This window comes from Emticicia sp. CRIBPO, from assembly GCF_009905725.1.
In the GTDB taxonomy this organism is placed as follows: domain Bacteria; phylum Bacteroidota; class Bacteroidia; order Cytophagales; family Spirosomataceae; genus Leadbetterella.
Genome location: NZ_JAAAKV010000006.1, coordinates 23,396 through 42,295, shown reverse-complemented (window position 1 = coordinate 42,295; position 18,900 = coordinate 23,396). Strand labels below are relative to the sequence as shown.

16 protein-coding genes are annotated in these 18,900 nt (G+C 45.3%); 14 read left to right on the top strand and 2 right to left on the bottom strand.

Going from position 1 to position 18,900, the window contains the following annotated elements:
* Positions 1–42 precede the first annotated feature (42 nt).
* The 3 genes from GVN16_RS13320 (at position 43) to GVN16_RS13310 (ending at position 6,265) form a co-directional block, all read left to right on the top strand.
* Entirely contained in the window at positions 43–3,444 is a 3,402-nt protein-coding gene (locus tag GVN16_RS13320) for a HEAT repeat domain-containing protein (protein WP_166564402.1), read from the top strand.
* 516 nt (positions 3,445–3,960) lie between these two features.
* Positions 3,961–4,491 carry a gluconate 2-dehydrogenase subunit 3 family protein gene (locus tag GVN16_RS13315; protein ID WP_166564401.1) on the top strand — a complete coding sequence of 177 codons (531 nt, stop codon included), beginning with the start codon at positions 3,961–3,963 and terminating at the stop codon, positions 4,489–4,491.
* A gap of 61 nt (positions 4,492–4,552) precedes the next feature.
* Positions 4,553–6,265, top strand: a complete 1,713-nt coding sequence (locus GVN16_RS13310) for a GMC oxidoreductase (protein WP_166564400.1) — start codon at positions 4,553–4,555, stop codon at positions 6,263–6,265.
* Between the two features lie 200 nt (positions 6,266–6,465).
* Here GVN16_RS13310 and GVN16_RS13305 read toward each other — a convergent pair whose 3' ends face one another.
* Together GVN16_RS13305 and GVN16_RS13300 are read right to left on the bottom strand one after the other, a co-directional pair.
* Positions 6,466–7,329: a dienelactone hydrolase family protein gene (locus tag GVN16_RS13305; RefSeq protein WP_166564399.1), complete on the bottom strand. Its 864-nt coding sequence runs from the start codon at positions 7,327–7,329 to the stop codon at positions 6,466–6,468.
* 82 nt (positions 7,330–7,411) lie between these two features.
* The gene (locus GVN16_RS13300) at positions 7,412–10,231 is read right to left on the bottom strand and encodes a PQQ-dependent sugar dehydrogenase (RefSeq protein ID WP_229244168.1); all 2,820 of its coding nucleotides are present in this window, start codon (positions 10,229–10,231) and stop codon (positions 7,412–7,414) included.
* A gap of 232 nt (positions 10,232–10,463) precedes the next feature.
* Here GVN16_RS13300 and GVN16_RS13295 point away from each other — a divergent pair, with 232 nt between their 5' ends.
* From GVN16_RS13295 to yihA, 11 genes are all read left to right on the top strand, one after another.
* Positions 10,464–11,012, top strand: a complete 549-nt coding sequence (locus tag GVN16_RS13295) for an RNA polymerase sigma factor (RefSeq protein ID WP_166564397.1) — start codon at positions 10,464–10,466, stop codon at positions 11,010–11,012.
* Positions 11,013–11,146: 134 nt separating this feature from the next.
* Positions 11,147–11,341, top strand: a complete 195-nt coding sequence (locus GVN16_RS13290; RefSeq protein WP_166564396.1) for a hypothetical protein — start codon at positions 11,147–11,149, stop codon at positions 11,339–11,341.
* Positions 11,342–11,619: 278 nt separating this feature from the next.
* Positions 11,620–12,066 (top strand): hypothetical protein, encoded by a 447-nt coding sequence (locus GVN16_RS13285; RefSeq protein WP_166564395.1) that lies wholly within the window; start codon positions 11,620–11,622, stop codon positions 12,064–12,066.
* Positions 12,067–12,088: 22 nt separating this feature from the next.
* Positions 12,089–12,334 carry a hypothetical protein gene (locus GVN16_RS13280; RefSeq protein WP_166564394.1) on the top strand — a complete coding sequence of 82 codons (246 nt, stop codon included), beginning with the start codon at positions 12,089–12,091 and terminating at the stop codon, positions 12,332–12,334.
* Between the two features lie 55 nt (positions 12,335–12,389).
* On the top strand, positions 12,390–13,613 hold the full coding sequence (locus GVN16_RS13275) for a sensor histidine kinase (RefSeq protein ID WP_166564393.1): 1,224 nt from the start codon (positions 12,390–12,392) through the stop codon (positions 13,611–13,613).
* An 8-nt stretch (positions 13,614–13,621) separates the two neighbouring features.
* Entirely contained in the window at positions 13,622–14,317 is a 696-nt protein-coding gene (locus GVN16_RS13270) for a LytTR family DNA-binding domain-containing protein (RefSeq protein WP_166564392.1), read from the top strand.
* Complete coding sequence (locus GVN16_RS13265; protein ID WP_166564391.1) at positions 14,314–14,907, top strand: DUF1684 domain-containing protein; 594 nt, start codon at positions 14,314–14,316, stop codon at positions 14,905–14,907. Before GVN16_RS13270 ends, GVN16_RS13265 begins: the two co-directional genes overlap by 4 nt.
* Positions 14,908–15,016: 109 nt before the next feature.
* Positions 15,017–16,012 (top strand): gliding motility protein, encoded by a 996-nt coding sequence (locus tag GVN16_RS13260; protein WP_166564390.1) that lies wholly within the window; start codon positions 15,017–15,019, stop codon positions 16,010–16,012.
* Positions 16,013–16,015: 3 nt separating this feature from the next.
* Positions 16,016–17,830 carry an ABC transporter ATP-binding protein gene (locus GVN16_RS13255; protein WP_166564389.1) on the top strand — a complete coding sequence of 605 codons (1,815 nt, stop codon included), beginning with the start codon at positions 16,016–16,018 and terminating at the stop codon, positions 17,828–17,830.
* A 7-nt stretch (positions 17,831–17,837) separates the two neighbouring features.
* The gene (locus GVN16_RS13250) at positions 17,838–18,257 is read left to right on the top strand and encodes a Fur family transcriptional regulator (protein WP_166564694.1); all 420 of its coding nucleotides are present in this window, start codon (positions 17,838–17,840) and stop codon (positions 18,255–18,257) included.
* A gap of 9 nt (positions 18,258–18,266) precedes the next feature.
* Positions 18,267–18,869, top strand: coding sequence for a ribosome biogenesis GTP-binding protein YihA/YsxC (gene yihA / locus GVN16_RS13245; protein WP_166564388.1), 603 nt, complete (start codon positions 18,267–18,269; stop codon positions 18,867–18,869).
* Positions 18,870–18,900 lie beyond the last annotated feature (31 nt).

Below are 18,900 nucleotides of genomic sequence, written 5' to 3'. Positions count from 1 at the left end.
ATAAGGCCACCTGTCAAATATTCAATCAAAAAAATAATAAAAATGGCTCTTAAAAGCATTACAAAGAACAAGTTATTGTTACTGGTATTCTTTAGTGTTGTCGTACTGTCATGTATGAAACTCAAGAATACTTTTACCCCGGTAGTAATCACCGAAGATCCACAGGCTTCCGCTGCCAAGGCGAAAGAGATCCGGGATAAAACACCTATTAAAATTGCGGACGGACTTCAGATCAACCTCTGGGCTTCTGATACCCTGGCTCCGGATCCGGTTTCTATGTCGATAGATGACCTGGGTCGTATCTATCTGACCAGAACCAACAGGCAGAAAAACTCTGAATTTGATATCCGCGGTCACCGTAACTGGATGACTCCGTCTATCGCACTTCAGTCGGTGGAAGACAGGAGGAAATTCCTGAGAGAGACATTCGCCCCTGAAAAAAGTGCAGAAAACGAATGGCTAAAAGACCTTAACGAAGACGGAAGCCATGACTGGAAAGACCTTGCCGTAGAAAAAGATGAAATCTGGAGACTTGAAGACAAAAATGGTGACGGCAGAGCAGATGTGTCGACCATGATCTTCAGTGATTTTAACCAGGAAGTAACGGACGTGGCAGGAGGTATCCTGGTCAGGGAAAACGATATTTTCCTGAACATTGCCCCTGATATGTGGCGTTTGCAGGATACCAACGGTGACGGTTTTCCTGATAAAAAGACCTCAATCAGCACAGGCTGGGCGGTTCACATCGGTTTCAGCGGACACGGGATGTCGGGTGCCACAGAAGGACCGGACGGGCGTATTTACTGGCAGATCGGTGACATCGGAGCCAACATCACCACTAAAGAAGGGGTGAATCATAACTATGCCAACGAAGGTATCCTTGTAAGATCAAATCCTGACGGAAGCGATTTTGAAGTATTTGCTTCAGGGATCCGGAATACCCACGAATTCGTATTTGACGAGTATGGCAACATCATCAGTTCAGATAACGACGGTGACCATCCCGGCGAAAGCGAGCGTCTGGTGCACATCGTAGAAGGATATGACTCAGGCTGGAGATCTAACTGGCAATACGGAAAATATACTGATCCTAAAAATAACAAGTATAAAGTGTGGATGGACGAGAAGTTGTATCAGCCTCGCTGGGAAGGCCAGGCGGCTTACATCATTCCCCCGATCATGAATTATCACAACGGCCCTACGGGAATGGTTTACAACCCCGGAACCGCATTGGGCAAAGACTGGCTGAAGAAATTCTTCCTGGTTGAATTCGTAGGTAGCCCTTCAAGATCGCACATCTGGTCATTCGGACTTAAGTCAAAGGGTGCCTCTTTTGCCCTGGACGGAGAAAAAGACCTGGTAAGCGGTATCCTGCCTACAGGTATCAAGTTTGGTCCGGACGGAGCTTTGTACGCTGCCGACTGGGTGAACGGCTGGGGAACCAAAAACTACGGAAGGGTCTGGAAAATAGATGTGGCTGAAGGTAAAAATGACCTTGAGGCCGTCAGAAAAGAAACCAACCGTCTGATGAAGCTGAAATATCCTTTGCAGACTGAGGTGATGCTGAGTACGCTTCTGAAATATGAAGACATGCGTATCAGGCAGAAAGCCCAGCTTGAACTGGCCAAAAGAGGTAAAAAAGGTTTTGAGACTCTGAAAGAAAATATCGCCCAGAGGGAAAACCAGCTGGCCCGTATCCACGGGGTGTGGGGCGTGGCTCAGTTGTCGAGAGCGGACAAGTCTTATGCTCCTGTGCTGATAGATTTATTGAAAGATGCTGATGCGGAAATCGTCGCTCAGGCTGCCAAGGCTTTGGGTGATGCTAAAATTGCGACTGCCGGCGAGCAACTGATTCCATTATTGAAAAGCCAGAATTTCAGGGTGAAATTCTATGCTGCCGAGGCTCTGGGACGTATCAAACAGCAAAATGCGGTGCAGCCGTTGCTGGATATGATCGAGAAAAACAATGATGAAGACGTGTATATCAGACATGCCGGGGTGATTGCCCTGTACAAAATCGGCCAGGTAGAGCCTGTGGTAGCTTTGGCTTCAAGCCCGAGCAAGGCTTTGAGAACAGCGGCGGTGCTGGTGCTGAGAAGATTAAAGAATGAGCAGATCGCTAAGTTCCTGCAGGATAAAGACGAATATATTGTTACAGAAGCGGCGAGAGCGATCAACGATGATCATTCTATTCCGGCTGCTCTGCCTGCCCTGGCGGAAGTATTGAGCGAAAAAAGATTCAAATCAGAGCCTCTTCTGAGAAGAGCCATTAACGCAGCTCTGCGTGTAGGTGGTGAGAAAGAGCTGGATCTGACGATTGCTTTTGCCAAGAGATCAGACATTTCGGATGACCTGAGAGCAGAAGCTCTGGCGACTATCGGAACATGGGCTGAGCCTTCGGTACTTGACCGTGTGGACGGCAGATACAGGGGTGTGGTGGTGCGTGACCTGGCTATGGTGAAAAACAAAATGGCTCCAAACATCAGCAACTTCCTGAATGATAAAAATTCAGCTACCCTGATTGCATTCGCTCAGATGCTGGGAAGTCTGAAAATAGACAATCACAATGAAGCCCTGGCCCAGATATTTAAAGACAGCAAAGATGAGAAGGTAAGGTCAGCGGTGCTCACTGCCTTGTCAGATCTGAAATACAGTGGCATTGAACCGATCATCAAAGCGGGAATGGAAGATAAAGATGCAGACGTAAGAACCACGGCCCTGGGACTTCTGGGTCAGCTGGATATCAGTGCCAGTGCCCTTCCGGCCATTGTCAAACCGATCTTTGAGAAAGGAACGATCAGGGAACAACAGAAAATGATCAGCGTGCTGGGTCAGATGCCGATTCAGAAAACAGAACCTGTGCTATCAGGTCTGATTGACCAGCTGAAAGACCAGAAACTGGCGAAAGAGCTTTCTCTTGACCTCTCAGAGGCCATTGAGGTGAGTAAATCAGAAAGGCTGGCAGAAAAAATGAAAACTGTCAATCCTGTTACCAACATCCTTGACGAATACAAAGGAGCTTTGTTTGGTGGTAACGGTTTTGAAGGCCGCAGGTATTTCAATACCAATTCTACAGGTCAGTGCGTGCGTTGTCACTCGATCAACAATGTCGGCGGGGCTGTCGGGCCGTCGCTGACCAAGATCGGTGCTACATTGAGCAGAGAGACCATTCTTCAGGCTCTTATTGAGCCAAGTGCGAGGTTGTCTCCTGGTTTTGGTGTGGTTACCGTAACGTTGAAAGACGGACAGGAAATCACCGGAACACTGGCTTCAGAAAGTGAAAGCGAACTGATCATCAATACCTCAGATGCCGAGCCGATGAAGATAGCGGTAAGCCGTATCGCCAAACGCGAAAACATGCCGTCAAGCATGCCGCCGATGGGATCGATCATGTCAAAAAGAGAGATCAGGGATATGGTGGAGTTCCTGTCGAATCTGAAGTAATTTTAGAGGAAAAAGGAGTAAAGAGAACGAAAAAAGGAGTAAGCCTGCCCGCCCGGCCTGACTGTGATGTCGGACGTAGAAAGGGAGTTATAGCGATCTGATCGCTTTTTAATAGTCAGCTGGTATGAACGTATGTTTGTATCAGCTGACTATTTGATTTTAAGGACTTGCTTGGAAATGCCCTTCTGCAAACGACTATACCACAAACAGAAAAATTACTAATCAGGAATCTCCATTCGTCACTGAGGCATTCTATCATTGAACGTTGAAAAATCACTAAATCAGAAATCACCACTTCCCACTGAGGCATTCCATCATTCAATCATTGAAGTATTTAATAGAGCAATCCTCCCATTCCGTAGACGAGTTCCGGAACTCAAATTGGTATAATATCAATAAAAAGATATAATTTTAGGGTATAATTCTATCTCTGTCTAAACTGCTTTTTGTATTATGTTTTGAAGAGGGAAAACCTAGTTCATTATTCAATTTAACTAACCTGAAATTTCAGAAAAAATGGATCGTAGAGAAGCAATTCAAAGGGTAACCTTAATGCTCGGAGGTGTTATGTCCGCACCTTTGCTGGCAGGGGCCATGGGTCAGGCTATTTATGGCGGGGAAAGTATCAGACCCACTGTAGACCAGGCCTCCCTGATCGCCGAAGTGGCAGACATCATCATTCCGACTACCGACACTCCGGGGGCCAAAGCGGCCGGTGTCGAACAATTTATCATCAGGGTCATGAGAGACTGCTATGAAAAACCTGATCAGGAAAAATTCTTCGGCGGGCTGGCCAAGCTTGACGCCGACAGTAAAGCCAAATTCAAAAAAGGTTTTGCGGATCTGTCTCTTCAGCAAAAGAACATCATGATCCAGGATGCTACGGTCTATAACAAAGACTTTTTTGTCAGGATGCGTGAACTGACCATTACGGGCTACTTTATTTCTGAGATCGGAGCTACACAAGCCCTGGCTTATCTTCCTATTCCGGGAAGGTTTGACGGATGTATACCTCTTGAAAAAGACCAGAAAACCTGGGCCCTTTAAAATTCCGGAAATAAAATGAATCACCCGTTGATGTGCTGCATCAACCTATCAAATCAGACCAATGAATTTAAACATAGATGCAATTAAAGACCAGACTTATGATGCCATCGTGATTGGCTCGGGGGTTACCGGAGGCTGGGCTGCAAAAGAACTGACCGAAAAAGGGCTGAAAGTCCTGATGCTTGAGAAAGGCAAAAACCTGGAACACGTGACAGGCTACGAAAACGCCATGAAAGATCCGTGGGAAACCCAGTACAACGGCCGTCTGACGGTGGCTTTGAAAGAATCTCACCCGAAACTTTCGAGGGATTATCCGTTCAATGAGTTGAGCCAGAATTACTGGATGAACGACAGCGACTCGCTTTACAAAGAAGAGAAGCGTTTTGACTGGTTCAGACCGGATATCGTGGGGGGAAAATCTATTATGTGGGGCCGCCAATCTTACAGGTTGAGTGACATCGACTTTGAAGCCAACGCCAAAGAAGGGATTGCTGTAGACTGGCCTATCCGCTACAAAGACCTCGCTCCGTGGTATTCCTATGTTGAAAAGCACGCGGGTATCTCCGGTGAAAAACTGGGACTGCCCCAGTTGCCTGATTCGGAGTTTCTGCCTCCGTTTGAGATGTATTGTGTCGAAAAGGAAGTAAGAACACGTATCGAAAAGAATTTTCCGGGCAGAACCATGACGATCGGCCGTGTGGCCAACTTGTCTGAAGCTCAGAAAGCCCAGCTGGGAGTAGGTAGAGCTGCCTGCCAGAGACGTAATAAATGTGCTCTGGGTTGTCCGTATGGTGCCTATTTCAGTACACAATCGTGTACTTTGCCTCCTGCCATGAAAACCGGCAGACTTACACTGAGACCTGATTCGGTAGTGAAAGAGGTCATGTATGACGAAAACAAAAAGAAAGCCACCGGGGTAAGGATTGTCGATGCCAAGACGATGGAAACCAAGGAATATTATGCTAAAATCATATTCGTTTGTGCGAGTGCCCTGGGTTCAACTGCCGTTTTGCTGAACTCTACCTCCAACCGTTTTCCGAATGGTCTGGGTAATGACTCTGAACAACTGGGTCACAATCTGATGGATCACCATTTCAGGATCGGTGCCAGCGGCGACTGGGAAGGCGATCTGGACAAATACTACTACGGAAGAAGACCGACGGGTATCTACGTGCCGCGTTACCGTAACCTCAACGGCGAAAAGAGAGACTACCTGAGAGGGTTCGGATACCAGGGCGGAGGAAGCCGCGGAGGCTGGAACAGAAGCGTAAACGAACTGAGTTTCGGGGCTGATCTGAAAAACGAACTGGTGAGACCGGGCGAATGGAGAATGAACCTGGGTGGATTCGGTGAGACATTGCCTTACTACGAAAACAAAATGTACCTGCATAAAACCGAAAAAGACAAGTGGGGCAACCCGCTGGTGGTTTTTGATGCCGAACTGAAAGAAAACGAGCACAAAATGCGTAAGGATATGATGAACGACGCCATTGAGATGCTAGAAAAAGCCGGTCTGAAAAACGTAACGGGAAGCGACAGGAAATCATACCTGGGTATGGCCATTCACGAAATGGGAACTGCCAGGATGGGCCGCGATCCGAAAACATCGGTATTGAACGGCAACAACCAGATGCACGATGTCAAAAACGTCTTCGTAACCGACGGAGCCTGTATGACCTCTGCTTCATGTGTCAACCCGTCACTGACCTACATGGCACTGACCGCCAGAGCTGCAGATTTCGCCGTGAAGGAGTTGAAGAAGAAGAATATTTAGAGGAGAAAGGAGTACGGAAAAAGGAGGAAGAGAAACACTTTCTCCTTTTTTTATTACGGGTGAATGACCAGACAAATATTTCTCCTTTTTCCGGAAAGTGCAGGATTACTACACCCTGGTGCAATCATTCCATCCAACAAAAAACCTGCGAAAAATACATTCCGCAGGCCGTTTTATTTATGTTCAGGGTTAAATAGACGTTATTTGAGCGTTTCTCCGAAGAGCTTCAGCGTTCTTCCCCAGGCCAGGTCGGCCACTTCTTTGTTGTAACGTGCTGCCGAGGTATCATTGTTAAAAGCATGCTGAGCACCTTCATAAACATACAGTTCATAAGAAACACCCGCCGCTTTTAATGCAGCTTCATAGGCCGGGATGCCTTCGTTGACACGTTCGTCCAGTCCGCCATAATGTAACAGGACTTTCGCTTTGATATTTTTCACACTTGCCGCTTCAGGCTGGCGGCCATAATAAGCCACAGCAGCTTTAAGAGAAAGCGGGGCACTTACGGCCATGTTGTTGACCATCGCACCACCCCAGCAGAAACCTACACAACCTACTTTACCGTTGCTGTCTTTTCTTTTGGAAAGATAGTCTGCACCGGCCACAAAATTGGCGATGGTTTTAGGCATATCCAGTTTGCCGAATCCGGCCCTGTTTTCGTCGTCATTGGCAGTGGTGCCTCCGAGCGGAGACAGGGCATCCGGGGCCAGGGCAATGTAGCCGGCTTTGGCTACCCTTCTGGCTACATCTTTAATATGGGCATTTAATCCTCTATTTTCATGGACAATGATGACTGCTCCCAAAGTGCCTGTGCTGCTTTTGGGTTTAGCCAGATAGCCTTTCATTTGTCCTTCTGAAATCGGGTAGGTGATATCTTCGATAATCAGATCGGCGTCGTCTTCAGAAATCTGACCGACATAGGCCGCACTGGCTTCAAGCATGGGAAGAACCGACATCGCTGCGGCCAGACTACCGGTAAGTTTGGCCAGGCGACTCATGAATACTTCTCTTTTCAGAGGCTTATGCGTGTATTCATCATAAAGGTTGATAAGTTTTTGATCCATAGTTTCAAACGTAAGGCTGTTGTTTATTTATAAAATTAATCAATCGGCTGAACATTTTAAGGCTATCCTTACTTTATCTGAATTACTGGTTAATTTCTTTATCTCTGAACTGTATCTCCTGTACCTGCATTTGTATCTGGTTCTTTTCCGCTTTAGGGTTTTTGTAGACAAAGTACACATCATGGATACCTGTTTCGGCCACATTGATATTGAGTGTCTGAGACATTCTTCTTCTCATGGCCGCCATATCCGGTTGGGCCGGAGCGGGTGCAGGGGCTGCTCCCGGTGCAGCGGGTTTGGCTGGCGGCGGCGGGGTAAATGCCACATCTTTTAAAGCCACAAATGGTGTTTTACCTACCAGTTTACCTTCCGGAGAGTCCAGTCTTATTTCTATTTCACCACCGGCAGCTCCTACACGGGAAGTTACCTGTACCAGCATTTCAATAGATTTGATATCGGTGAAATCGATCTTTTTGAAACCTAAATGGGCGTTCTGACCTACGGCAAACAACGACCTGGACGGTGTAATCACCTGGTTCATACCTTTTTTATAATCGGCATTTTCAGGATTGACCACCGGGCTTCTCAGGATCCTGATCTCTTCGGAGGTCAGGGATTTCATCGTTTTGGATCCTTTGTCACGGTAAGCGGCTCTCAGGAAGATAACACCCTCGCTTTTCAGCTGCTCCGGCAGTTTAGGTTCATAAGTGCCTTTGACAGGCATGGTTTTGAAGGCACTCTCATCTCCGATGTTGAGGATATACTCCACCATAGAAGTGGCTTCTGCTTTTGACAATTGCGGGTGGGCACTCATCGCATGTTCGCCCCACACGCCCATACCGCCTTTGATCACTTTCTGAGACAGGCGGTCAAGGGCCCTTTTATCTCCTTTATATTTGGCGGCCACATCTATGTAACTCGGGCCAACCGATTTCTCTTTCATCTGGTGACATGACTTACAGTCGCTCTGGTCAATAAGTTGCAGACCAGTGGAAGCAAACGCCAGGGCATCTGTTCCCCTGTGGCTTTGTGACACTTCGATTTTGTCAAATCCGGCCGGTAAATAATCTATGCTTACGGCTACTTCTTCCGGTTTGATTTTACCGCTTTTCAGGTCTCCGTCTTCTTTGTCCGACACATTGACGGTGTAATTAAGCGGTTTGCCAGGGAAATAGAACGATTTATTGCCGTTGTCAAGATTGAAACTCACCTGGGGCGACTCGTTTCCGGCTTTGATTTCCACAGACTGGAAGCTTTCTTCCCCTTTGATGTCTTTTACGGTCAGTTCTACAGTGTAGATTCCCGGCTTAACAAAGACATTGCTGACGTTTTTGCCGGTCAGTTTTTTGGCTACACCTTTTTCGTCTGTGATTTCCCATTTGTAGGTCAGTACATCACCATCAGGATCAGCACTTCCTTCGCCTGATAACTTCACGGTAAGCGGCAATGCCCCTGAGTTTTTATCTGCAGTCAGTTTTACGACCGGTTTTCTGTTGCCTGCGTTGTACTGAACTTTCACCAATCTGGCGTTGTCGTTGCCTTTGAACCAGGCCGAACCGTATTCGAGTACATATAAATCTCCGTCCGGACCAAAGTCCATGTCGATGGCACTGCCGAAGCTTTCGTTGGGCAGAAAACGCTCCATGGATTTATAGTCACCTTTTTCGTCCATCGTAACAGACATGATCCAGCCTCTCATAAATTCGACCATCAGCCATTTGCCTTCATAATAAGACGGGAATAGTCTTTCGGCTGCCGGGTAGTCTGCTGCCCTGAAAACCGGGCCGCCCGTGGCACTTCTGCCTGAGCTTCCTACCAGCGGAAACTCTTCTGAGATACCATAAGGATACCATACAAAGGCTTTCTGAGCTGGAGGCAATTCTTTCAGACCTGTGTTGTTGGGAGAATCATTGATAGGTTTTTCCGGGTTAAATCTCGCCTCAGATTTTAGTTTTGAAGTGGCAAAATCCCAGTCGGCGTAAGCTTTGTTGTCACCGATAAAATAAGGCCAGCCGAAGTTGCCCGGACCTTTGGCCTGGTTGAACTCGTCATAACCCCTCGGGCCTTTTTCTGAGTCGACAGAGGCATCAGGGCCCACTTCACCCCAGTATAAATATCCTGTTTTTGAATCGATGGTAGGTCTCCACGGGTTTCTGTGTCCCATGGTATAGATTTCCGGTTTGGTCTGCGGGGTGCCCTTCGGGAATAAGTTGCCTGAAGGTATACTGTAAGTGCCGTCAGGCAAAGGTTTGATTCTGAGTATTTTACCTCTCAGGTCGTTGGTGTTGGAAGCACCACGCTGGTCATCCCATACTTCCTGACCCGGTCTTTCGTCAATAGGTGCATAGCCGTCCGAATTACTGTTGGAGGTATTGTTTCCGACCGTCAGGTACAGGTTGCCGCTTTTGTCAAAAACCATCCCACCGCCTGTATGGCAGCATTCTTCCCTTTGCGTAGGCACTTCAAGCAGGATTTTCTTGGAAGATTCCACGAGTTCTTCCCCTTTCAGTTCCCAGCGGGCCAGGATGTGTTTCGGAGTGGCCGGGTCCGCATAATACATGTAAATCCAGTGGTTTTGCTCAAACTGAGGGTCATGGATAATGCCCATCAATCCTTCTTCTGCTTCTCTGACCTTGCCTTCACGGTTGGTGTACTTGGTGTTGACGGGAATAGTAGCGATGGTTTTGATCGCCCCGGATTCAGGATCATAAAGCTTCAGATTGCCTTTACGCTCAACAAACAAGACCCGTTTGTCTTTCAGGATCGTCATCTCCATAGGCTCGTCCAGCCCTTCGGTGATGATTACTTTGTTGAAACGGCTCTCGTCCGGAGCCTGGGCGAAGGCAGATACTGAAATAAAAAGTAAAAAACAGAGGGTTTTAGGAAGTTTATTTATCTTCATACAGATGTTCATCTATTAAGTTGAAAATCAAAGTTAAAGCAACGAATATAGTACTTTTTTCCTTTTCGACCATATGGGTTAAATCATAGATAAAATATGTAAAAAACAAGATTTATGGTGGGAAGGAGAAAGGAAAAAGGACAACGGAGAAGGCATGTGGAAATAAAAAATGAGCAGTAAGGGTGATCGAGGGCGTATCAGGGTATATAATTATTAACTAAATTGCAATGTGATGACAAGTATACCCGAAGAAACACTGCTCAATCAACTCAGAGAGGGGAAAAACGCCTCTTTTGAGGCACTTTATACCTCCTGTTTTCCTTCTGTTTCGACACACATCACCCGTCACGGCGGAAACCGGGCAGATGCGGAAGATGTTTTCCAGGAAGCCATTATGGTGTTGCTTCAGAAAATCCGCAAGCCGGAATTTAAACTGACCAGCTCGCTTAAGACCTATTTGTTTGCAATCAACAGGAATATCTGGCTCAAACGAGTGAGAGATAATAAGGTGATCAGTGTGGAAGATATCAGCATTTACCAGCAGGAGTCATGCACTTTTGAAACGGAGCCTGAACCGGCAAAAGAAGAAAAGCTCAGCCGGTGGCTGACTAAAATCACAAAAAACTGCCAGCGTATTTTAAAAGCCCTCTTCTTCTATCATGAACCCATGGAAAGCCTGATGCTGAAGATGGGCTGGAAAAACAAACATTCTGCTGCCAATCAGCAATATAAATGCATGCAGCAACTCAGAAAAGAAAAACAACTTGAAACAAAAGGGTGATCATTTTGTAAGCGGGGTATTAATAACCAAACTTAAAAAATGAATACAATGACTAAAAGAACAAAAATCATCCTCTGTGCCGTGTCGGTTTCCCTGTTGTGTGTTTGTATCTATCACTTTTTCGGTTGAAAATCATGAAAAATCCGGTCAATGTCTGGGGAATCAAAGAATATGAAGGCGATGGTGTAAGCTGTCCCATTATCCCCGCTGATATGCCATGGTACAAAAAAGTGCTTCTGACTTTTTTCCGTTTTGGTATTTGCCCCATGTGTGTCACGATGAGCCTGGTCTATGCTGCGGGGAGGTTTTTCAGGAGACTTTTTGCCTGATATTTCTTTTGCAGATTCCGGAACTAAGTAGATTCGCACGGCCGTGCGAATCTACTACATCAAAAAAGTAAACAGTAGTGCTTAGTTCCGGATCTCAATTTGTGGCTGACAGGCAGGGAATACCGGAATTCACAAATTGCCAAAATCACAAACGACTCCCACTTCATCCCAACATCCGGCACTTTCATCACACGCTTTTTTTTCATCTGTCTCCGTCAGATACTTTTGAACCATCAAACCGGCAACAAAGCAGGTGAAAACTTAAACAATTAAAAACAATGAGATTCCTTACGCTACAATTAGACGACAATACTAAAATTGACATTAATAATACCTTCTGGGGAAAAGAAACCATCTTTTACAATGAAGAGAAAGTGTCTGAAAAAACTTCCCTTCTTGGTGCCACTCATGAATTTCAGAAAGAGGAAAACGGGCATCCGGTAAGTTACCGGATCAAAGTCGGACTTGACCTGATGAGGGGCGTGGTGTATGACATATTCAGAAATGAAAAACAGGTCTTTACCAATCACGGAAATACGGCTAAACCTGTAAAGTCAATCATACTTATCCTGATCGGTTTCCTTGGCGGAATTCTCGGTTACCTGGTGACCACTTCGTGGCTTGGCCACTTGTCGGATACAGGCAAACTCATCAAAGGCACCCTGATCATTTGTGGAATAACAGCAGGTTTCCTTATTCTTGTTTCATCCGGTCGAAAAAAATAAGCAGAACATTTACCCGGACCATATGAAAACCACATTTAACCTGAAAAGGGCCGCGGGGATTGCTTTGGGATATATGCTGATGTCGATTATCCTGGCCGAATTTTACCCCCTTTTCAAATCCCTGGTAATGGAAGGGAAAACATGGGGCTGGGCAGATTACATCCATCAGTTTGAGATCATTAACTGGGTGAAAATATTGTTCAGGTCTGCATTTGTCGGATTGGTCGTGATATTGATCAGTGTAAAAACGAGCCCTGAATCCAATTGAAAGTCCGTAAAAAAGATAAGAATCCTGTTTCCCCTTACGAAAAAAGACAGAAATTATGAGAAAGCTACTAAATTTACAACGTTTAAGACCTGGTCAGGACCTGCAAATGGGTTTTGAAGGCTTAAAACAAACAGGAATGAATAAAGTGAGCATCAGTAATACATTTCAGATAAACCAGGTAATCCCGTTTGTGAAGAAGCACTGGGTGAGTATTGTGGCGGTTATTACGCTGATTTGTCTCATTCATACAGTCTGGTATTATACGGTTTATTATCCTCTTGATGAACTCGCGGCTGACTATGCCAAAGGTTCTGTCAAAACCAGGTCAAAAGGTGAAATATACCTTTGGGGCTATAATACCGGTTTCTGGATTATACGGTTTTTCAGGACAAAAAGCCTTATTTTTAGTCTGCTGGGTGTTTCAGTACTTTTTTCGGAGTTTAATTATCAGTATCTCTTCAAGGTGTTATTTGTGGAAGAAGGCCGCAAAGGCAAGTTTTTCTATGCCCTGGTGCTGGTGTTTTTTTATATTTTTATCCTTTTGGCCATGAGGGGCTTGCTGGGAGAAAAAATGCAGCCGTTCGGTCTGAATTTCTTCCTGACCAATTTCTGGATGATGTTCGCCTTTGTTTACGCTGTCGCACGTTACACGTCAGAGTCGCATAGAAGACTTAAAGAACTGGTTTATCAGAAAACCAAAGCAGAACTCGTAGCTCTGAAGGCCCAGATCAACCCGCACTTTCTGTTCAATGTGCTGAACAATCTTTACGGCTCTGCCATCGTGGAAGACAGTCCTAAAACCGCGGCTGGAATCGAACAGCTTTCCAGGATCATGCGGCATGTGGTGGAAGAAACTAAAACCGAGCGTTCGCCGATAGAAAAGGAACTGACGTTTCTCGAAGATTACATTCAGCTTCAGAAAATGAGGATACCAGAACGCCCGAACATTTCAATCACGACTGATATTTACTGGGACGAAATCCCTGCGAAGATCGCCCCGCTGCTGGTCATTCCTTATGTAGAAAATGCCTTCAAATATGGTATCAGCATCAACCAGGAATCATTTATTCATATCGACCTGAAAGTAGAAAGCAATAAACTGAGTTTTATATGCCGAAACAGCATCATCCGCCATGTGGATAAACTGGAGGCAGGGACATCCACCGGTCTTGAAAACACCAAACGCCGACTTGAATTGTATTATCCCGGCAGGCACCAGCTTTCTGTTGAAGCCAGTGAGGGCGTATTTGAAGTAAAATTACAGGTCAGATTAACATGAATTAAGCGATGATCAAAGCAATAGCAATAGATGATGAACCGATGGCCCTTGAAGTCATCAAGGCCCACTCAGCCAAAGTAGGTTTCCTGGACCTGAAGGAAACATTTGTGAGTGCCATTGAGGCTCTTGACTATCTGAAGAAAAACCCGGTTGACCTGGTTTTCCTGGATATCAACATGCCGGACATTTCAGGACTGGATTTCTCCCAGCTTTTACCCAAAGACGCAGGCGTTATTTTTACGACAGCTTATTCTCAGTATGCCGTTGACGCTTTTAATTTAAGTGCGATTGACTATCTTGTCAAGCCTTTCGACTTCTCCAGGTTTATGAAAGCCTGCCAGAAAGCTTCGGAAGTCATTAATAAAGAAGAAACAGAGATGCCGTATATTTTCCTGAAAGACGGCTATGACCTGGTCAGGATTGCCGTGGCAGATTTGTTGTATGTGCAGTCAGAAGGCAACTATCTGACTTTCAGGGAAAAAGATAAAAAGACCGTGACCCGAATGACGATGACCGAAGCGGTAGAAACATTGCCGGCCAAAAGCTTCATGCGTGTGCACAAGTCTTACATCATCAACCTGGCCCATATCCAGAAAATCGAAAGGCACCAGGTCAGCCTTTCCGAAAAAGAAGTGGTGCCGGTGGCATCCAATTATCACACCGACCTGATGGAAGCTTTAAAACAAATATGGACCGTCAAATGAAAAAACTACTTTTTGTTTTCTTTATCCTGTTTGTGGCCGGAACTGAATGCCTGGCCCAGGGCTACGCTGATAAGGTGAGGCAGGACAGGCAGGAATATTTTGAGAAACTGAAAGATAAAGTTGACTTCGGACCCGGCGACCAGGTTTCGAAGTACCTTAAATATTATGATCCCGATACCAGCTTCATCATCAAAGCCCGGTTTGAAATCAAAGGAAAGGCAAAAAAAACAGAGATGATTACCTCTTCCGGCGACCGGAAATCTTTTGTTGTTTTCGGAGAACTTCATTTTACCGTAAATGCTAAAAAATGCGTTTTGCAGGTCTACCGTTCAGCTGTCCTGACACCGCTTACCAGGAATCTGCTCTTTGTTCCTTTTAAAGACCTCACCAGTGGGAACGACACGTATGGAGCAGGCAGGTATCTTGATTTTAAAATGGAAGAAATAAAAGGAGATGCACTGCTCATCGATTTTAACAAGGCCTACAATCCTTTGTGTGCCTATGAAACAGGTTTCAGCTGCCCCGTTCCCCCGAGAGAGAATCATTTAAAGGTCAGAATTGAAGCGGGGGAGAAAAATTTCAAGGAATAATTCAGGATCAGATTCTTTTACTCCGGAAATATTTAAAAAGGTTTATGAAGTATTAATTCTCAACGGGTTCAATAATTCCTTAAATTTGCACAAAAACCGAAAAATTAATATGAAGTTTTATTTAAGGAGTACTTTTTTTCTTTTGATCCTGTCCGTTTTTATTATATCCTGCAACAAGACCGCTGAAAAACCTGACGTAGAAGATATCAAGGTATCCGTCAATATCGAACGGTTTGACCGCCAGTTGATGGCCGTCAAAAGTAAAGAAGAGCTTCAAGCCCTCCTGAAGAAAAATCAGACCTACATACATTCGCTTTACAGGACTTTCCCGGAAGACACCGCGTTTGTCTCTCACTTATATTATCTCATTACGCACCCTGAAACCCGGGCATTGTATGACCAGACCCAGGTGCATTTCGGCGAATTGTCAGACATCAAAAAAGAGTTTGAATCGGCTTTCAGATACATCAAATCCTATTACCCTGATTTTAAAGAGCCTAAAATCGTGACTACTTTTACGGGTCTCGAAAATGATATTTTTGTATCGGACACCCTGGTCATCATCGCGTTGGAGGCGTTTGTAGGGCCAACGGCCAAGTACAGGCCACAGCAACCGGATTATTTACTCGAAAGATACCAGAAACCTTACCTGGTGCCTACCATCATTCGCTTTTTGTCTAACGGCTTCATTAAAATGAATGACTCCGACCGCTCGTTACTGGCGGATATGGTGTTTTTTGGCAAAGCCTTTGAGTTTACCAAAGCGGCTATGCCCGAAACGCCAGACTATCTCATCATCGGATATACCGAAGCCAAAATGAAGGAAGTCTGGGATGCCCAGGACCTAGTGTGGGCTCATTTTGTGGACAAGAAACTGCTCTTTGAACAGAATTTCAGGATCAAAAAGAAATACGTGGACGAGAGGCCGAATGTACCGGAAGTAGGTCCTGACTGCCCAGGCAGAATCGGGCAGTGGCTTGGGTGGCGAATCGTGAGCCGCTACAGAACTGAAAACCCTTCGGTTACGTTACAAGAATTGATGAAAGACAATGACGCACAAAAGATTTTTAAAGATTCAAAATACAGGGGACAGATAGAAGAATAAATAATGGCTGAAGGCAGAAAAGGATTTTGGGACGAAGTAGCCCCGAAAGACAAAAGAAAAATAAGTAGAGAAGGACTTAAAAAGGCATTGCAATTGCTCGCTTTTATAAAACCTTACAAATGGACTTTCGCAATCGGAATGGTTTTCCTGACACTTTCCAGTGCTTCCACCCTCGCTTTCCCGATGCTGATCGGGGAGATGACCCGGGTGATTGAAGGGAAATCAAAATATACACTCAATAACGTGACGATGTTTTTTGCAGGCATTTTATTGCTGCAGGGGCTCTTCTCTTATTTCAGGGTGTATTTCTTTTCGCAGGTAAGTGAGTGGACCGCCGCTGATATCCGGAAGATGGTTTACAGTAAATTCATTACCTTACCCATTCATTTTTTTGAACAACGCAGGGTAGGGGAGCTGACCAGCAGGATCTCTTCAGATGTATCTTCCCTCCAGGTGGTTTTATCTACCACACTGGCCGAATTTTTCAGACAGATCGTGACGCTGATCGTCGGTATTTCCATCATCATAGTTTTATCATGGAAACTCACCCTGTTTATGCTGGCAACTTTTCCTGTGCTGGTTATTGCTGCGATCGTTTTCGGCAGATATATCCGGGTGTTGGCCAAAAGAACCCAGGATAAGCTGGCTGAGTCCAACGTCATTGTGGAAGAAACCCTTCAGTCGGTGCATATCGTGAAGTCGTTTACCAACGAAAAACTGGAGATCAACAGATATAAAAAAGTAATGGGAGAAATCGTTGAGACCGCTTTGAAAGCCGCGGCTTTGCGTGGAGGTTTCATCACATTCTTTATTGTAGGCATGTTCGGGGGTATTGTCGGGGTGGTCTGGTATGGCGGGGGACTGGTTGAGGCCGGAGAAATGCAGCTGGCTGATTTGCTGACCTTTCTTTTTTATACCACTTTTATCGGTGGGTCACTGAGCGGCCTGGGTGATTTATACGCCCAGTTGCAGAGAACCGTCGGTTCTTCAGAAAGATTACTCGAGATCATAGAAGAAAAATCAGAGGTAAATGTAGATAATATACCGCGTGATCATAAGATAAACGGAGAAGTGAGTTTTGAAAACGTATCGTTTAATTATCCATCCAGACCGGATATTGAAGTCTTAAAAGATATTTCTTTCCACGTCAGTGCGGGTGAGAAAGTCGCTTTGGTGGGCCAGAGCGGTGCCGGTAAATCGACGATCGTGCAATTGCTGATGAAATTCTACCCTTTAACTTCGGGTACCATCAGTGTTGACGGCGAATCGATCGCTGACCAGGACGTGACGGACCTGAGAAAAAACATAGCGATTGTTCCCCAGGAAGTCATGCTTTTTGGCGGTACGATCATGGAGAACATCCTGTACGGTAACCCTTCGGCCAGTCTTGAAGAAGTCTACAATGCCGCCAGAAGGGCCAATGCCTTACAGTTTATTGAAAAATTCCCGGAGAAATTTGATACGGTAGTGGGTGAGCGTGGCGTTAAGTTATCAGGAGGACAAAGACAACGCGTCGCCATCGCCAGGGCTATTCTGAAAGATCCGGCTATATTATTGCTGGATGAGGCCACCAGTGCCCTGGATTCGGAATCTGAAAAACTGGTTCAGGGTGCCCTGAACGAGCTGATGAAAGACAGGACCACGATCATTATTGCCCACCGTCTGGCCACGATCCGTAATGTGGACAGGATTTATGTGATCAAAGAAGGAGAGATTGCAGAAACAGGAAGTCATGAGGAGCTGATTTTGAAAAATGACGGAATTTATGCAAATTTGGTAAAATTACAATTCGAAAACGCCAGTCTGGTGTTGGAATAATATGATGATGACAGATTCGAAAAATACACTCAAAACCTACGCTCTCAGGCATACTGATTGCCGTGAAAGCATTTTAGAGGCTTTTTTGAACAAATCCGCTGCTTTGTCGCATGGCGACCTTGAGAGTTTGCTGCAGGATGGTTTTGACCGCGTAACCATCTACAGGACACTCAAAACTTTTGTAGAAAAAGGAATTCTCCATAAAATACCGGATGACGAAGGTGGCGTGAAATATGCCCTTTGTAAAGAAGAATGCAGTTCTCACGAACACCACCATGACCACATCCATTTTAAATGCTCCACCTGCGGTGATACCACCTGCCTGGAAAGCGTACACATACCGGCCATCCGCTTACCTGAAGGATACGTAAGGGAAGATGTCAACATGCTGGTACAGGGGATTTGCCCCAACTGTATCCCAAAATGAACCAATAGAATGACCATCAAAGAAGCTATATTTTTAAAAAGTGCCTCGGATCATAAAAACTCTCCCAAGCCCGATAAACCTGAATTTGCATTCATAGGCAGATCGAACGTGGGAAAGTCTTCTCTGATCAACATGATTACGGGACAAAAGAAACTGGCAAAAACCTCGGCCACACCAGGAAAAACCCAGCTGATCAATCATTTCTTCATCGACAATAAATGGTATCTGGTCGATTTACCCGGCTATGGTTTTGCGAAAGTACCCCTCAAGGAAAAAGAAAAATGGCAGGGAATGATCTGGGATTACCTCAAAAACCGTGAAAATCTGCTCTATGTTTTTGTGCTGATTGATATCCGGCTGCCACCCCAGAAAATTGATCTTGAGTTTGTCAATAAAATAGGAGAGGAGGGAATACCGCTTAAACTGGTGTTTACCAAGTCGGATAAAGTCAAAAAAGGAGAGGGACAAAGAAATATCGATGCCTTCAGAAGTGCGATGACAGAGAATTGGGAAATCATTCCTGAGTATTTTGTCACTTCCTCAGAAAAGTCCAATGGCAAACATGAACTGTTGTCTCTCATTGATGAGATATTAACTATTGGAATATCATAATTTCACTTTATATTTGTAGACATTTTTTAAA

Coding starts and splice junctions, on each gene's coding strand:
- GVN16_RS13320 (WP_166564402.1), top strand. CDS start 43: ATGGCTCTTAAAAGCATTACAAAGAACAAGTTATTGTTACTGGTATTC.
- GVN16_RS13315 (WP_166564401.1), top strand. CDS start 3,961: ATGGATCGTAGAGAAGCAATTCAAAGGGTAACCTTAATGCTCGGAGGT.
- GVN16_RS13310 (WP_166564400.1), top strand. CDS start 4,553: ATGAATTTAAACATAGATGCAATTAAAGACCAGACTTATGATGCCATC.
- GVN16_RS13305 (WP_166564399.1), bottom strand. CDS start 7,329: ATGGATCAAAAACTTATCAACCTTTATGATGAATACACGCATAAGCCT.
- GVN16_RS13300 (WP_229244168.1), bottom strand. CDS start 10,231: ATGAAGATAAATAAACTTCCTAAAACCCTCTGTTTTTTACTTTTTATT.
- GVN16_RS13295 (WP_166564397.1), top strand. CDS start 10,464: ATGACAAGTATACCCGAAGAAACACTGCTCAATCAACTCAGAGAGGGG.
- GVN16_RS13290 (WP_166564396.1), top strand. CDS start 11,147: ATGAAAAATCCGGTCAATGTCTGGGGAATCAAAGAATATGAAGGCGAT.
- GVN16_RS13285 (WP_166564395.1), top strand. CDS start 11,620: ATGAGATTCCTTACGCTACAATTAGACGACAATACTAAAATTGACATT.
- GVN16_RS13280 (WP_166564394.1), top strand. CDS start 12,089: ATGAAAACCACATTTAACCTGAAAAGGGCCGCGGGGATTGCTTTGGGA.
- GVN16_RS13275 (WP_166564393.1), top strand. CDS start 12,390: ATGAGAAAGCTACTAAATTTACAACGTTTAAGACCTGGTCAGGACCTG.
- GVN16_RS13270 (WP_166564392.1), top strand. CDS start 13,622: ATGATCAAAGCAATAGCAATAGATGATGAACCGATGGCCCTTGAAGTC.
- GVN16_RS13265 (WP_166564391.1), top strand. CDS start 14,314: ATGAAAAAACTACTTTTTGTTTTCTTTATCCTGTTTGTGGCCGGAACT.
- GVN16_RS13260 (WP_166564390.1), top strand. CDS start 15,017: ATGAAGTTTTATTTAAGGAGTACTTTTTTTCTTTTGATCCTGTCCGTT.
- GVN16_RS13255 (WP_166564389.1), top strand. CDS start 16,016: ATGGCTGAAGGCAGAAAAGGATTTTGGGACGAAGTAGCCCCGAAAGAC.
- GVN16_RS13250 (WP_166564694.1), top strand. CDS start 17,838: ATGACAGATTCGAAAAATACACTCAAAACCTACGCTCTCAGGCATACT.
- yihA (WP_166564388.1), top strand. CDS start 18,267: ATGACCATCAAAGAAGCTATATTTTTAAAAAGTGCCTCGGATCATAAA.